Source organism: Sinorhizobium sp. Y406 (assembly GCF_058732025.1).
In genome coordinates, this window is record NZ_CM178974.1 from 274456 (window position 1) to 288723 (window position 14268).

General features: G+C 60.8%; 16 protein-coding genes. 14 read left to right on the forward strand and 2 right to left on the reverse strand.

Annotated features, from left to right (window positions below; translation table 11 throughout):
* The 11 genes from AC4P1R_RS01285 to AC4P1R_RS01335 all read left to right on the forward strand — a co-directional run bounded on the left by AC4P1R_RS01285 (position 1) and on the right by AC4P1R_RS01335 (position 7901).
* The gene (locus AC4P1R_RS01285) at positions 1 to 1053 is read left to right on the forward strand and encodes a flagellar hook-associated family protein (protein ID WP_069459477.1); all 1053 of its coding nucleotides are present in this window, start codon (positions 1 to 3) and stop codon (positions 1051 to 1053) included.
* 37 nt (positions 1054 to 1090) lie between these two features.
* Positions 1091 to 1438 carry a flagellar biosynthesis regulator FlaF gene (gene flaF, locus AC4P1R_RS01290; protein ID WP_069459476.1) on the forward strand — a complete coding sequence of 116 codons (348 nt, stop codon included), beginning with the start codon at positions 1091 to 1093 and terminating at the stop codon, positions 1436 to 1438.
* Positions 1435 to 1884: a flagellar biosynthesis repressor FlbT gene (gene flbT, locus AC4P1R_RS01295; protein WP_069459475.1), complete on the forward strand. Its 450-nt coding sequence runs from the start codon at positions 1435 to 1437 to the stop codon at positions 1882 to 1884. Before flaF ends, flbT begins: the two co-directional genes overlap by 4 nt.
* The gene (gene flgD / locus AC4P1R_RS01300) at positions 1875 to 2306 is read left to right on the forward strand and encodes a flagellar hook assembly protein FlgD (RefSeq protein ID WP_069459474.1); all 432 of its coding nucleotides are present in this window, start codon (positions 1875 to 1877) and stop codon (positions 2304 to 2306) included. Before flbT ends, flgD begins: the two co-directional genes overlap by 10 nt.
* 158 nt (positions 2307 to 2464) lie before the next feature.
* Positions 2465 to 2731, forward strand: a complete 267-nt coding sequence (fliQ, locus tag AC4P1R_RS01305) for a flagellar biosynthesis protein FliQ (RefSeq protein WP_069459473.1) — start codon at positions 2465 to 2467, stop codon at positions 2729 to 2731.
* 121 nt (positions 2732 to 2852) lie between these two features.
* A complete protein-coding gene (gene flhA, locus AC4P1R_RS01310) occupies positions 2853 to 4940 on the forward strand; it encodes a flagellar biosynthesis protein FlhA (protein WP_069459472.1) in 2088 nt (695 codons plus the stop codon).
* Positions 4937 to 5689, forward strand: coding sequence for a flagellar biosynthetic protein FliR (gene fliR, locus AC4P1R_RS01315; protein ID WP_069459471.1), 753 nt, complete (start codon positions 4937 to 4939; stop codon positions 5687 to 5689). The genes flhA and fliR overlap by 4 nt, the downstream gene beginning before the upstream one ends.
* Before the next feature lie 58 nt (positions 5690 to 5747).
* Positions 5748 to 6161: a hypothetical protein gene (locus tag AC4P1R_RS01320; RefSeq protein WP_069459470.1), complete on the forward strand. Its 414-nt coding sequence runs from the start codon at positions 5748 to 5750 to the stop codon at positions 6159 to 6161.
* Positions 6162 to 6261: 100 nt separating this feature from the next.
* A complete protein-coding gene (locus AC4P1R_RS01325; protein WP_069459469.1) occupies positions 6262 to 6813 on the forward strand; it encodes a rod-binding protein in 552 nt (183 codons plus the stop codon).
* Positions 6814 to 6963: 150 nt separating this feature from the next.
* Positions 6964 to 7332 (forward strand): hypothetical protein, encoded by a 369-nt coding sequence (locus AC4P1R_RS01330; RefSeq protein WP_069459468.1) that lies wholly within the window; start codon positions 6964 to 6966, stop codon positions 7330 to 7332.
* Complete coding sequence (locus AC4P1R_RS01335) at positions 7332 to 7901, forward strand: hypothetical protein (protein WP_151610837.1); 570 nt, start codon at positions 7332 to 7334, stop codon at positions 7899 to 7901. The genes AC4P1R_RS01330 and AC4P1R_RS01335 overlap by 1 nt, the downstream gene beginning before the upstream one ends.
* A gap of 26 nt (positions 7902 to 7927) precedes the next feature.
* Here AC4P1R_RS01335 and AC4P1R_RS01340 read toward each other — a convergent pair whose 3' ends face one another.
* Positions 7928 to 8920 carry a glycosyltransferase family 2 protein gene (locus AC4P1R_RS01340; protein ID WP_069459466.1) on the reverse strand — a complete coding sequence of 331 codons (993 nt, stop codon included), beginning with the start codon at positions 8918 to 8920 and terminating at the stop codon, positions 7928 to 7930.
* A gap of 370 nt (positions 8921 to 9290) precedes the next feature.
* Between AC4P1R_RS01340 and folD the strand changes: the two genes are divergently transcribed.
* Entirely contained in the window at positions 9291 to 10190 is a 900-nt protein-coding gene (gene folD / locus AC4P1R_RS01345) for a bifunctional methylenetetrahydrofolate dehydrogenase/methenyltetrahydrofolate cyclohydrolase FolD (protein WP_069459465.1), read from the forward strand.
* Between the two features lie 137 nt (positions 10191 to 10327).
* Here folD and AC4P1R_RS01350 read toward each other — a convergent pair whose 3' ends face one another.
* On the reverse strand, positions 10328 to 11359 hold the full coding sequence (locus AC4P1R_RS01350; protein WP_069459985.1) for a substrate-binding domain-containing protein: 1032 nt from the start codon (positions 11357 to 11359) through the stop codon (positions 10328 to 10330).
* A gap of 284 nt (positions 11360 to 11643) precedes the next feature.
* On the opposite strand from AC4P1R_RS01350, the gene AC4P1R_RS01355 reads away from it, so the two are divergent.
* Positions 11644 to 13002: an ABC transporter substrate-binding protein gene (locus AC4P1R_RS01355; protein WP_069459984.1), complete on the forward strand. Its 1359-nt coding sequence runs from the start codon at positions 11644 to 11646 to the stop codon at positions 13000 to 13002.
* A 258-nt stretch (positions 13003 to 13260) separates the two neighbouring features.
* Positions 13261 to 14268, forward strand: coding sequence for a carbohydrate ABC transporter permease (locus AC4P1R_RS01360; RefSeq protein WP_069459464.1), 1008 nt, complete (start codon positions 13261 to 13263; stop codon positions 14266 to 14268).

A 14268-nucleotide genomic window follows, 5' to 3' on the forward strand; every position in this document is an offset into this window, starting at 1 on the left:
ATGAAGACATCCTTCGTTTCAAACCTGGCAGTGCAAAATGCCATGCGCCTGACCATTCAGCAGGGTCAGACGGAACTGCTGAAGCTCGAAACGGAGATATCGACGGGCCGGCTTGCGGATGTCGGCGTCGCGCTCGGCTCCTCCACCGAACGCTCGGTCAGCCTGAGGCGGGAGCTGACGCGCCTCGAAACCCTGACCGACACGAACGCGATCGTCACCCAGAGGCTCGCTGCGTCGCAGGAATCGCTCTCGCTGATGGCGCAAGCCGCCGAGCAACTGCGCAACACGCTCGTCACCTTCAAGGGCAACGACTCGGTGGACCAGCTATCGGTCCAGAACAGCGAAATCGTGAGCGCGATGTCGATGTTCACGGCGGCCGCGAACACGTCCTTCAATGGCGAATTTCTCTTTGCGGGCATCAATACCGACGTGATGCCTTTCGAAGACTACAATGCTACCGCCTCGTCCGCAAAGGCGACCTTCGACGCCGAACTTGCCGCCTACATGACGGCGAACGGCATCGGTTCCATGAGCGACTTCACCCGGGCGCAAATGGAAGACTTCATCACCAACACGCTGGCCCCGCTGTACGACGACGACGCCCAATGGGCTGCCGACTGGTCTCAATCCTCGAGCCAGAACATGACCAGCCGCATCAGCGCGGGTGAGGTGATTCAAAGCTCGACGAACGCGACGACGGACGGCTTCCGGAAGTTCGCTCTTGCCAGCGTGATCGCGTCGGAACTCATGGACGCGGATATCAGCTCCGAGGTGCGCACCTATATCGGCGAAGCGGCGATCGGCTATGTCGCTGAGGCGATCACCGACATCACCGCCGAGCGCAGCATGCTCGGCATCTCTGAAGCGCGCGTAGAAAAGGCCAATACCTCGCTTGAGGTTCAGATCAACCTGATCAACACGCACATCACCGACCTCGAGGGTATCGACGCCTACGCGGCCTCGACCCGGATGAACACTTTGCTAACGCAGATGGAGACATCCTACACGCTGACAGCGCGGATCCAGCAGTTGAATTTGATAAATTTCCTCTGATGACGAGAGGATAAGGACAAGCATGAAGGATGTCTGAATGTATCAGTTTGCATACGCCGAGATCATGGAGGAAGGCGTAGCCGTTTCCAAGGATCGAGAGAAACAGGTCCTGAACCGCTCGATCGCGCTTTTGGAGGCGGCAAAGCAGCAGAAGGGATATGCGAGGGAGGCAATCGAGGCGATCTATTTCACACGGCGCCTTTGGATACGTTTCATCGAAGACCTGCGCACCCCCGACAACCAGCTGGACGCCGAATTGCGCGCCAATCTGATTTCCATCGGGATCTGGATTCTGAACGAAATGGAGAAGATCCGCAGGCGCGAATCCTCCAATTTCCAAGGTATTATCGACATCACCACCATCATCAGGGATGGACTGAAATGAAAAGCACACTGCGTATCTCGCTGAAGTCGGGCGAACGAATCTTTGTGAACGGCGCGGTGCTTCGCGTTGACCGCAAGGTTGCGGTCGAATTCCTGAACGACGTCACCTTCCTCTTGGAAAATCATGTCCTGCAGCCGGAAGATGCGACGACGCCGCTTAGGCAGCTTTATTTCATCGGCCAGATGATCCTGATCAATCCCGAAGGGGCAGAACAGTCGACAGCCATGTTCCGCAAGTCGGTCGTGATGCTTCTGACCTGCTTCAAGAACGAGGAAGTGCTGGCGGAACTGAAGCGCATCGACGGCCTTGTCACGCAGGGCCGCGCCTTCGAGGCACTGAAGGCGATCCGCGCCCTCTATCCGATAGAGGACCGTATCCTCAACCAGCAGGAGATGGCGCCTCAGATCGTCGAGAATATCCGCAGGGAGATTGCCCCATGGCGGTAAGCGGCGTCACGTCGAGCACTTCGACGACCAACACGCCGAGCTCAACTTCGACGAGCAATGCGGATGCGACCGATGCGACCCTGAATTACCAGAGCTTCCTCAAGCTTCTGGTTGCGCAGATGAAGAACCAGGATCCGACCGACCCGATGGATGCGAGCGAGCAGATTGCTCAGCTTGCGACCTTCTCCCAGGTCGAACAGACGATCAAGACGAACAAGAACCTCGAGAGCCTGCTGGCAAGCGAATCCCTGACGCAGGCCTCGACCTATATCGGCAAGACGATCACCAGCAGCGACGGTCAGACGAGCGGCATCGTCGCCCAGGTCGAAGTGACGTCCGATGGTGTCACGGCGATCACGACGACCGGCAAGGAGATCGCCATCCAGACCGGCATTACGGTTTCGAGCACATCGTCGGATTGATATATAAGGCGGCGGGGCGTCGACCGCTGTTGGAACAGGGGTGCGCCGCTTGACGCGAATCGACGGTGCTGTGATCCTCTTCCAATCAGCACTCCACGCCGCCTGATCGGAAGCGCAAGTCGCGGCATCTCGAAACGGCTCCTGACAGGACCATCCGAATGAACGAAGCAGACGCCCTCGACATCGTGCAGGCCGCAATCTGGACCGTGATCGTCGCCTCGGGCCCCGCGGTTCTGGCCGCCATGGTGGTCGGCGTCGTCATCGCCTTCATCCAAGCCCTGACCCAGGTTCAGGAAATGACGCTGACCTTCGTCCCGAAAATCCTGGCGGTGATGGCGACTGCGGCGCTCTCGGCGCCCTTCGTCGGCGCGCAGATCTCCATCTTCACCGACCTCATCTTCTCGCGGATCCAATCCGGGTTCTGATCGGTCGGGGAATTCCTTCCCGATACCACCCTCGCGCAAGCTTGGGCCTTTAGGTCTTCCGTCATAGTTTGGGGCAGCTTGCGTGATGGCTGCCCGCCTCTCATGAAGAGACGGAAGAGACATGGCACAACAGGCGACGCTGACCATCCCGAAACTCGCCCCGAAGAGCCGGGATATCGGCTTCGCCCTCGGGATCGTCATGATCCTGTCAATTCTGTTCCTGCCCATCCCGCCGTTCTTGATCGATCTGGGTCTCGCCTTCTCCATTGCCTTCTCGGTGCTGATCCTGATGGTTGCGCTGTGGATCCAGCGGCCGCTCGAATTCTCCTCCTTCCCGACAATCCTTCTGATCTCGACCATGACGCGCCTGTCGCTGAACATCGCGACCACGCGCGTCATTCTTTCGCACGGGCATGAAGGCCATGGTGCCGCCGGCGGCGTCATCTCCGGCTTCGCCAGCCTCGTCATGTCCGGCGATTTCGTGATCGGCCTGATCGTCTTCCTCATCCTGGTCACCGTCAATTTCATCGTCATCACCAAGGGCGCCACGCGTATCGCGGAAGTAGGCGCGCGCTTCACGCTCGACGCGATCCCCGGCAAGCAGATGTCGATCGACGCCGACCTTTCCGCCGGCCTCATCGACGAGAAGGCGGCGCAGCACCGCCGGCGGGAACTGGAAGAGGAAAGCTCCTTTTACGGTGCGATGGACGGTGCCTCGAAATTCGTGCGCGGCGATGCGATCGCCGGCCTGATCATAACGGCGATCAACATCTTCGGCGGCATCGTCATCGGCTATCTTCGCCACGACATGCCGATCAGCCAGGCGGCCGATGTTTTCGTCAAGCTTTCCGTCGGCGACGGTCTCGTCTCGCAGATCCCGGCGCTGATCGTTTCGCTTGCCGCGGGCCTGCTCGTGTCGCGCGGCGGTACGGCGGGTTCGACGGATCAGGCGGTCGTCGGCCAGCTCAGCGGCTATCCGCGCGCGCTGACGGTCGCAGCAGGCCTCGTCATTCTGCTTTCGGTCATGCCGGGGCTGCCGTTCCTGCCCTTTGCCGTGCTCGGCGGCGGCATGGCCTTCCTCGGCTGGTTCATCCCCAGGCAGATCGAGGCGCTCAATGCCGAAAAGCGCGCACAGGAAGCCGCGAAGGTCCAGGAGAGCAAGGAGGCGGACAAGGAATCCGTCAAGTCTGTACTGAAGACGGCGGAAGTCGAGCTGCTGCTCGGCAAGCAGGTCTCGACGAGATTGCTCGGCGCGCATCAGGAACTTGCCTTCCGGGTCGGCAAGATGCGCCGAAAATTCGCCCTTCAATACGGGCTCGTCGTTCCGGAGATCAAGGTCTCCGACGACATCACCATACCGGACAAGGCCTATCACATCCGCATTCACGGCACGACCATCGCGTCGAACACGGTGCGGGTCGGCGAAGTGCTGGTGGTGACCGGCGCCGGCCGCCGTCCGAGCGTGCCGGGGGACGAGATCCGCGAACCTGCCTTCGGCATGCCGGCCCTCTCTATCCTCGAGACCTTTACGGAGGACCTGAAGCGCGAGGGTTTCCACCCGATCGACAATGTTTCGGTGGTACTCACGCATTTGAGCGAGGTGATCCGCAACAACCTGCCGCAACTGTTATCCTACAAGGACGTCAAGGTGCTGATCGAGCGGCTCGATCCCGAATACCGCAAGCTCGCGGACGAGATATGCACTTCGCACATGTCCTATTCCGGCCTGCAGGCGGTGTTGAAATTGCTGCTCGCCGAGCGGGTGTCGATCCGAAATCTCCACCTGATCCTGGAAGCCGTGGCGGAACTGGCCCCGCATGTCCGCAAGACCGAGCAGATCGTCGAGCATGTGCGCGTGCGCATGTCGCAGCAGCTCTGCGGCGATCTTGCCGACAACGGCGTGCTGCGCGTCCTGAGGCTCGGCAACAAATGGGACATGGTGTTTCATCAGGCGTTGAAACGCGACGCCAAGGGCGAGATCGTTGAGTTCGACATCGACCCGCGGCATCTCGAGGAGTTCAGCGAACAGGCGACGAAAGTTATTCGTGAACATCTCGATCGCGGTATGCCCTTCGTACTGGTAAGCTCGCCCGAATCCCGTTCTTATGTGCGCATGATCATCGAACGACTCTTCGCCACATTGCCGGTCCTCTCCCATGTCGAACTGGCCAAGGGGCTTGAGATCAAGATCATCGGCTCGATTTCATGATAACCGATCCCGAGGGCACGGTTCTGGCGCTGTTTGCCGCCTTTTGCCGCATCGGCGGCTGCGTCATGATCATGCCGGGTTTTTCCACCGCCCGCGTTCCCCTTCAGGTCCGGCTGTTCATCGCCGTCGCACTGTCAATGGCCATCCTGCCGATCATGTGGACGGATATCTATCCGCAGGTGGCGGGGAAGGGGCACGCCTATCTCTATCTCGTCGCAAGCGAGACCCTCGTCGGAGCAATCATCGGGCTCGTCGCACGCTATTACGTTCTCGGGCTGCAATTTGCGGGAACCGCGCTGACGATGCTGATCGGCTTCAGCCCGCCGCCGTCGAACGACGTTCTGGAGGATACGGCGGAGAATCAGCTGACCAGCATGATCAGCTTTGCCGGGCTCATGCTTCTCTTCATGCTGGATTTCCACCACGTGCTCTTCGAGGCGATCGCGCAGTCCTATCGGGCAATGCCGATCGGCGGGGGGTTCGATCCGCAGGGCATGCTGATCACGCTTGCGAATTCGCTGGAGCAGACCTTCCTCATCATGCTGCGCCTCGCAAGCCCGTTTGTGATCTATGGCCTGCTTTTCAACGTCGCCATCGGCATGGTGAACAAGCTGGCGCCGCAGATCCCGATTTATTTCATCTCGCAGCCCTATCTCATCATGGGTGGTCTGTTCCTGCTTTACCTCGGTATCGCTGCCATGCTGCACCTTTTCGCAGACGGATTCTCGCTGGTGATGCAGGGCGGCTGAATGGATTGAGATTGCTGGTTCCCGCATCCCGCTCCTGCACGAGGACTGAAGTCTGGCGATGAAGACGCGATCGGAAAAACTGAAACGACTCGTCGCGGTACAGCGGCATCTGGAACGCATAGCCGAGACCGAACTTGCCGAGACCGCTCTCCAGCGCCAGGAACTCGCCGGCACGATCGACGTGGTCGTCGATGCCATGGGCTCGGGCCATCCCATGCACCGTATGTTGTCCGGCCACTACGCCTCGCATCTCGGACGGCTGGTCCAGAAGGAACAGATGCTGCTCGGCATCCAGCAAGTGCACGAGGCGCGTATGCTCAAGGAACGCGCCAAGGGCGACCGGCTCGAAGAGAGCATGAAGGATGCGCGCCTGGCGGAGGAGCGCGAGGCGGCGGACAATCAAATCTTCGACCTGATCGACCAGCACGTTGCGGTTCAGGCACCAGTTTCCGGTAAGGTTGAGCGGCGATAGTGGGTCAGCCGGACCACCTGCCGAAAGCGGGTTGCCGGTTCGAAACGGGATCGGGTTGCCGAATGACGCTCGCGGCAGCCGTCTTCGAGAGGATTCTGACATGGCAATTTCCCCGCCCAGCGACCTGGTGATGGACGTCGTCCGCGCAGCCGATCCGGCGGAGGTCCAGGAGGCGCAGGCGCGGCTGAAGGCCAATCGCGCCGCCTTCCAGGCGACCAGCCTCGCGGAAAGCGGCAATGGTTTTGCCGCTGCCGTTTCCGTGCTGAACGGCTCGGAGGGCTCGAGCGGCCTCGGCGACATCGCCAACCGGGGCGAAGCGAAAAAGGTTCCTGAGACCTATCGCAAATTCGAGGCGATGGTGTTGCAGAATTTCGTGAAATCGATGCTGCCGAACGACAGCGAGAGTGTCTTCGGCAAGGGCACCTCCGGTGACATCTGGAAGAGCATGATGGCGGAGCAGATTGGCGACGTTCTCTCCAAAGGCGGCGGGATCGGCATCGCTAAGGGACTGGCCGGAAATGATACTGTAGAACGCGTGAATGCGGCGCTCGACGGCAACAGTCGAAACCTCGCCGCCGGCATGGTTCAGGAATACGAGCGCAAGGCGCTCTCGGCTTATCTGACGAGCGACGAAAAAGAGAAGAACGCCTGATGCCTGCCGCCGGGATCCGAAGCGGTTCCGGACATCGGCAGTCATCAAATCAAACACGTAAGGCGCATCGCACGGAATTTGGGTGCGACGCGGCCTGGAGCGGCTCGAGGACCTCGGGTCCACCCGCCGATATCGCTTGGGAGCTGAAATATGGAAGCTGTGGCATCCAATGACCTGCGCATTCAAAACGTCCTCGGTCGCCTGGAGATGATCATCGACAACGAGAACAGCCGGATCGGCATCGATCCGAACTTCGACATGAAGACGTCGAACGCCCATAAGAGCCGCTGCCTGTATGAATTGACGATGCTGCATCGTGACGCTGCGCCCAGCGAGATCTCGCCGGCTTTCGCCTCGCAGACGCGCCACCTGCGGCAGAAGCTGCACCTCAACGCGCAAAAGGTTGAAGCGCATCTGGAGGCCGTTCGCTCCGTCGTCGATCTTCTCAAGACCGCCGCCCAGGATGCCGATGCGGACGGCATCTATACCGAAGCGCAATTCCGTTACAGCGACTTCTGATGCTTAAGCTCCTTTTCACCGGGGTTTGGGTCTGCGCCGTTACGCTCGGATCGGTCTATTTTTCGATGCAATATGCGTCGGCGCCGGTTCTCTCCGATGCGGAGGCCGAGCGGCGGGCTTCGGAGGAGTACGTGCCGGGTGAAATCGTCACCGTCCCGGTGATCAAGGACGGGGCCGTCCAGGGCTATTTCCTGGCCAAACTGTCGTTCTCTGCCAAGCGGGAAGGGATAGCGAAGCTGCACGCGCCGCTCCGCCAACTCGTTACCGACGAACTTTACGATCTGCTCGTCGGGTCGAAGTTCATCGACGTCGCCGACACCGGCTCGTTCGACTTGCCGCACTTCAAGCTCCAGGTGAAGGACGGCCTGAATGGCAAGCTTGGCAGAGAAGTGATTACCGAAGTGCTGGTCGAGCAACTCGAATATCTGAGCAAGCTGGATGTGGAGCGCGCCTCGAGCGGACAGGCCATCGCTTACGACAAGCCGGCACCCGTTGTCGACAGGAACGGCAATGTTGCCGCCGACAAGCTTCCCGAAGCGGCGGTCAAGGCAAGCGGCAGCGTCCACTGAACGAACAGCGGCCGCCGTCTCATATATCAGCCCGACGGTTCGGGCTTGTGGTCTTCTTGCCTGACCAGGCCGAACTCGGCCGTGACGCGCCCTCGCGCCACGTGGAAATAGTGGAGGGCGGCGAAGGCAAGCCCGGTTTCCGCCCAAAGCTTCACGCCGCGCGGCAGCGACGTGGTCATGAGCGCCAGGGATGCGCCGAGCCTCTTCAACCGGCCGGTCAGAGTCGGATCGCGGCGATGCGCGAGATAGGCCGAAACCCTGCCGCGGCGAAGGCTCCTGCCGCGAACCCATGCGGCGATCGCGCGATTCCCGGGCACCGTTTGCGTCACCCAGGCATCCGCGGCCCAGGCAAAAGAGAACCCTGAAGCCTTACACCGCTGGAACAGATCCAACGCGCAGCCGCCGACGACGTCCACGGCGGGATCGAGAAACGGCTGCGGCATCGCCTCAAGCACCGCCCGCGCCACGAGAATGTTGCTGGCGGAATAAAGCATCGGCACCGGTCCGGTGACGTCGTAGGGGGGCGCGAACACGGGGTGCCGCTTCCATCGCTGATCCTGCGGATGTTCGAACACCGGCAGTTGTGGGCCGCCGACGATATCCGCCCCGTAGGCTTCCTGCACAGCCATGAGGCCGTCCAGCCATTCGGGCGCCGCGACCTCGTCATCGCCGATAACGGCGATCGCATGCAGATTGGGATAAAGTTCGAGGGCCGTCGACAACGCAGCATTCAAGGCGTGGCATCGTCCATGCCTGCGACAGATGATCACCGCGGAATCGGACGGACGGCTGAGAAAGAAGGCTTTGGCTGCGTCTGCGCCCGCCGGTCGTTCCCCGCCCTCTTCGACGACCAGCGTCGCCAAAGGGACGTCGGGGCGCTGCGAAACGATCGTCTTCAGCGTTTTGACGAGGTGTTCGGGATTGCGGAACGTCGGGACCACCACGACGAGATCGACATCGGCCCTGTCTTCGAGCTCGCTTTGGAAATGGATAGAAATATCCTGCCCGTTCGGCGCCATTGAAAAACCCGTACGCAAACCTCAGGGGAAATATTAAAGCAGCCTTCCTAAACGCATGCTGAATAAAACAATTCTACCACCGAAGCGGTTTGCGCGTAATGCCAAGTGAGCCGTCGGCCGAGCGTTCGGCGACCACGCCACTGCTTGCTCTTCGAAGTGCTGCAGTGATCCTTCCACTTCTCGCACGCGGTTCCACTGCTCTCTTTCACGGATGCAAGGAAATGCGGGCGTCGCCGCGCGAGCAGACCGTCGTTCCCGTCTAGGCCCTTGCATTTATCCATTTGGGACAGCATAGGGCGCAGGCAGGCAATTGCGCCCCGGTGCGCTGACTAGAGTGTGCCGGCAATAGGGACTAACCGGGAGATATGCCGTGACGACTGTGATTGATGGCAAGGCCGTTGCCGCTTCGGTCATCGAAACCGTGAAATCCGCCACCAAGGCTCTCGAGGCCGAGACAGGTGTTCGGGCAGGGCTCGCGGTCGTCATCGTCGGAGACGATCCGGCAAGCCACGCCTATGTGTCTGCAAAGAGCAAGATGGCCAAGGAATGCGGCTTCCTATCGGTCCAGCATACCTTGCCGACGGAGACAACGCAGGAGGAACTCGCAGCGCTGGTCGCCGAACTCAACTCTGATCCGTCGATTCATGGCATTCTTGTACAGTTGCCGCTGCCGAAGCACCTGCATTCGGAGTCGATCATCCAGTCGATCCTTCCGGAAAAGGACGTCGACGGCCTGCATGTCGTCAATGCCGGTAAGGTCGCCACCGGCGATCTCGAAGGAGGGCTTGTCTCCTGTACGCCGGCCGGCGCCATGGTCTTCGTGCGCCGCACCCACGGAGAGGACCTCTCCGGCCTCAACGCAGTCGTCATCGGGCGCTCTAACCTGTTCGGGAAACCGATGTCGGCGCTGCTTCTCGCCGCCAATGCCACGGTCACGACCGCGCACTCGCGCACCGGGGACCTGCCGGCCGTCTGCCGCAATGCCGATATCCTGGTGGCGGCGGTCGGTCGCCCTGAAATGGTCAAGGCTAACTGGGTAAAGCCCGGCGCAATGGTCATCGATGTCGGCATCAACCGCGTGCCCGCACCGGAGCGCGGCGAGGGCAAGACGAAGCTCGTCGGCGACGTGGCCTTCGACGAGTGTGCCGAGGTCGCAAGCGTGATCACGCCGGTGCCGGGTGGCGTCGGACCGATGACGATCGCCATGCTGATGGCGAATACGATCATCGCTGCGTATCGCAAGGCCGGCCGCAAACCGCCGAAATTCTGAGCGTCACCCGCCGCGAAAGCAAGCCTGCAGCCGCGCATCCGTGTCGGACGCGCGGCGCTGCAGCACTTTGATGTGCAGGTCCTATATCGACTCGATTTCGGGAGGCGTGCAATCGAAGGGGGCGGTTGTCGTGAGGGCTATCGCCCCGGCGCCGAACCCGTCGAGGCGCGTACGACCAGCTCGGCGCGCCAGAGTTCCTGCTGCGGATAATCGCCGCGATTAAGTATACCGGCGATCAGGCGCGTGGCAATGCGTGCGCCGGCGGCCCTGAGCGAAGAGCGCGTCGTCGTCAGCGGCACGCTGAAATTCTCCGGCTTCAACATCGGCAGCACGTCGTCATGGGCAATGACCGAAATGTCGCGGCCGATGACGAGGCCCGCCTGATTGATCGCCCTCACGGCACCGAGGGCCAGAACGGTACTGGAGCAGAGGACGGCCGTCGGAGGGTCCGGCCGCTGCAGGAAGGATTGCATGCTCCTGTAGCCGTACTCGTCCGTCATGACCGAATGGTGGACGAGCGCCTCGTCATGATGGAGGCCCCATTCTTCGAGCGCCAGCATCAGCCCCTTTTTACGACGGAGGGAAAAGGCGAGATACTCCGGGCCGTTGATCAATGCGATCCGATGATGGCCGAGCTGGAGCAGGAGCTTGGCCGCGTCGTAGAACGCGCGCGTATTGTCGACATCGAGAAAGGGATAGTCGCGTGGTCCGCCCATCGAACGGCCGTGCACGACGAAGGGGATGGAGAGCGATTTCAGTATCGGAATGCGCGGATCGTTCCGGCGCATATAGGCGAGGAAAACCGCGTCGACATTGCCGCTCGCGGCAAGCCGCCGAAACGTTGCTTCCTCGTCGTCGGGGGCGCTCGGGTTGAGCACGAAATGGAAATCGTGCTTCAGTGCCTCCTCGGCGAGGCCCGCCAGGAACTCCCCGAAATGAATGTCGGAATCAATGCCGGATGCAATCGGCATCACGAGGCCGATCGAATAGGCTTTTCCCGTGGCGAGCCGCTGGGCCGCCCGGTTCGGACGATAGCCGGTGGTGCGCACTGCGTCGAGCACCCGCCGGCGCGTTTCCGCATTGACTTCCGGATAGCCGTTGAGCGCCCGGCTGACCGTCGTCTGGGACAGGCCGAGTAGCTCCGCCAGCTGTTTCAGATTGACCGCCATGGTCGGAATCCTCCAAAGCGCTTTGGATACGTGTGTCATTTTTGTCGTATTCACCAGCGCTTTTTCTATATGTGTACCATTCGGACCATGGCGGAAGAAAGCAGAAAATCCTTGTTTTGCATTGCAAAATTCGCGTCGCAACGCAAAACACGCTTCGTGGAGGAAATCTCTTGACTCTTTGCCGGTTGCAATGGAGTGTTGGCGAACTCAAAGCGCTTTGAATTTGGCGCGTTGACGATCCGGCCGGCGGCGAACCGTCGGGCTTTTTTCGGGAGGACTTGAACGTGAAGACATCATTGCTGATGGGAGTGGCGGCGCTCGCGCTGCTTGCGGGTGGTGCCAGTGCTGCCGACCTGAAGTTTCAGCCGGGGGAGGATTCGAAATTCAACTGGGCGAGCTTTGAGGAATTCAAGAGCGCGCATGACCTGAAGGGTCAGACGCTGACGATCTTTGGTCCCTGGCGCGGAGAGGACGAGGCGCTGTTCAAGAGCGTCTACGCCTATTTCGCCGAAGCCACCGGCGTTGAGGTCAAGTATTCGTCCTCCGAGAACTACGAACAGCAGATCGTCATCGACACCCAAGCCGGCAGCCCGCCGGATGTGGCAATCCTTCCGCAGCCGGGCCTGATTGCCGACCTTGCCTCCAAGGGCTACCTGACGCCGCTTGGCGACGAGACCAAGCAATGGCTGCTCGACAACTATTCCGCCGGCCAGTCCTGGGTTGATCTCGCGACCTATAACGGCAAGGACGGCGCGCCGGCCCTTTTCGGCTTTCCCTATAAGATCGACGTCAAGTCTCTCGTCTGGTACGTGCCGGAGAACTTCGAGGATGCCGGCTATGAAGTGCCGAAGACGATGGAGGAACTCAAGGCGCTGACCGAGAAGATCGCCGCTGATGGCGAGAAGCCCTGGTGCATCGGGCTCGGATCCGGGGGCGCGACGGGATGGCCGGCTACCGACTGGGTCGAGGACCTGATGCTGCGCACGCAGCCTCCGGAAGTCTACGACAAGTGGGTCACCAACGAAATTCCCTTTACCGATCCGGCCGTCGTCGGCGCGCTCGAAGAGTTCGGTTGGTTCGCACGCAACGACGCGTTCGTCGACGGCGGCGCCGCAGCCGTCGCGTCGACGGATTTCCGCGACAGCCCGAAAGGACTCTTTGCGTCGCCTCCGAAGTGCTACCTGCACCACCAGGCCTCGTTCATTCCGTCCTTTTTCCCGGAGGGCACGGTGGTGGGCGAGGATGCCGACTTCTTCTACATGCCTCCCTATGAGAGCAAGAAGGAACTCGGCAATCCGGTGCTCGGCGCCGGCACGCTGGCAATGATCACCAAGGACACGCCGGCCGCACGCGCTTTCATCGACTTCCTCAAGACCCCGATCGCGCACGAAGTGTGGATGGCGCAGACGAGCTTCCTGACGCCCTACAAGGGCGTCAATGTCGACGTCTATGGCAATCCGCCGCTCAAGAAGCAGGGCGAAATCCTGCTGAGCGCCACCACCTTCCGTTTCGACGGTTCCGACCTGATGCCAGGCAAGATCGGAGCAGGCGCCTTCTGGACCGGCATGGTCGACTTCGTCGGCGGCAAGTCCGCGGACGATGTTGCAGCCGACGTGCAGAAGGCCTGGGACGCCATTAAATAGTGTCGAAGCAAGCGGCGGACGACGGAGCGCGTCGTCCGCCATCCGGCCAACTCGGATTGTCCGTGGGGCGGGCAGTCGGAAACTACGGCGCCGCGCGTCATATCCGACGCACAACGGCCGCCGTAGCACCTTGAATTACCGCATGTCTTTGTCCTTAAATCGAGGGCGACCTGAGGAGACGTGCAAATTGAACGGTAGGGCCGCCAAGGTGATGTGCCGGGCGCCGGTTCCGCTCGCATGTGAGGGGAGGGATGTGTCATGCAGCTGATTGCTGCAATCGTCACGATGATAGCGGGCGTTCTGGCCTGTGCCGCCTATTTCTGGTCCACCAACTTCGTTCTCGACTGGATTTTTCCGTCAAAGGGCCTGTCGGGGGCTGCCGCGTCGCGCAATCTGCGCATCACCAATGCCATCCGGCCCTGGCTGTTCCTGGCGCCGGCCCTTTTCGCGCTGACGATCTATCTGATCTACCCGGTCGTTCAGTCCGTCTATCTGAGCTTTCACGGTCGCGCCGGACAGAATTTCGTCGGGCTGCGCAACTACGTCTGGATGCTCAATGACGGCGAGTTCCGCCAGTCGATCTTCAACAATTTCCTCTGGCTGCTCGTCGTGCCGGCGCTGTCGACCTTCTTTGGCCTCATCATCGCGGCCCTTACGGACCGCATCTGGTGGGGCAATATCGCCAAGACGCTGATCTTCATGCCGATGGCGATCTCCTTCGTGGGGGCCGCCGTCATCTGGAAGTTCATCTATGACTACCGGTCCGCGGGCTCCGAGCAGATCGGCCTCCTGAACGCCATCGTCGTTGCCCTCGGAGGCGAGCCGCAGGCCTGGATCACGCTGCCGTTCTGGAACAATTTCTTCCTGATGGTCATCCTCATCTGGATCCAGACCGGCTTTGCCATGGTCATCCTGTCGGCGGCACTGCGCGGTATTCCGGAGGAGACGATCGAGGCCGCGGTGATCGATGGTGCCAATGGCTGGCAGATCTTCTTCAAGATCATGGTTCCCCAGATCTGGGGGACGATCGCCGTCGTCTGGACCACCATCACCATCCTCGTTCTCAAAGTCTTCGATATCGTGCTGGCGATGACGAACGGGCAATGGCAGAGCCAGGTGCTCGCCAACCTGATGTTCGACTGGATGTTCCGCGGCGGCGGCGATTTCGGCCGCGGCGCCTCGATCGCCGTCGTCATCATGATCCTCGTCATTCCGATCATGATCTGGAACATCCGCAATGCGGCCAAGGAAACGGGAGGACACTGA

Excerpts from the sequence above, each read along its gene's own strand:
- AC4P1R_RS01350 (WP_069459985.1), bottom strand. The coding sequence starts at position 11,359 with ATGGCGGTCAATCTGAAACAGCTGGCGGAGCTACTCGGCCTGTCCCAG.
- AC4P1R_RS01360 (WP_069459464.1), top strand. The coding sequence starts at position 13,261 with ATGCAGCTGATTGCTGCAATCGTCACGATGATAGCGGGCGTTCTGGCC.
- flbT (WP_069459475.1), top strand. The coding sequence starts at position 1,435 with ATGAAAAGCACACTGCGTATCTCGCTGAAGTCGGGCGAACGAATCTTT.
- fliQ (WP_069459473.1), top strand. The coding sequence starts at position 2,465 with ATGAACGAAGCAGACGCCCTCGACATCGTGCAGGCCGCAATCTGGACC.
- flgD (WP_069459474.1), top strand. The coding sequence starts at position 1,875 with ATGGCGGTAAGCGGCGTCACGTCGAGCACTTCGACGACCAACACGCCG.
- AC4P1R_RS01320 (WP_069459470.1), top strand. The coding sequence starts at position 5,748 with ATGAAGACGCGATCGGAAAAACTGAAACGACTCGTCGCGGTACAGCGG.
- flhA (WP_069459472.1), top strand. The coding sequence starts at position 2,853 with ATGGCACAACAGGCGACGCTGACCATCCCGAAACTCGCCCCGAAGAGC.
- AC4P1R_RS01325 (WP_069459469.1), top strand. The coding sequence starts at position 6,262 with ATGGCAATTTCCCCGCCCAGCGACCTGGTGATGGACGTCGTCCGCGCA.
- fliR (WP_069459471.1), top strand. The coding sequence starts at position 4,937 with ATGATAACCGATCCCGAGGGCACGGTTCTGGCGCTGTTTGCCGCCTTT.
- AC4P1R_RS01340 (WP_069459466.1), bottom strand. The coding sequence starts at position 8,920 with ATGGCGCCGAACGGGCAGGATATTTCTATCCATTTCCAAAGCGAGCTC.
- AC4P1R_RS01335 (WP_151610837.1), top strand. The coding sequence starts at position 7,332 with ATGCTTAAGCTCCTTTTCACCGGGGTTTGGGTCTGCGCCGTTACGCTC.
- AC4P1R_RS01285 (WP_069459477.1), top strand. The coding sequence starts at position 1 with ATGAAGACATCCTTCGTTTCAAACCTGGCAGTGCAAAATGCCATGCGC.
- AC4P1R_RS01330 (WP_069459468.1), top strand. The coding sequence starts at position 6,964 with ATGGAAGCTGTGGCATCCAATGACCTGCGCATTCAAAACGTCCTCGGT.
- flaF (WP_069459476.1), top strand. The coding sequence starts at position 1,091 with ATGTATCAGTTTGCATACGCCGAGATCATGGAGGAAGGCGTAGCCGTT.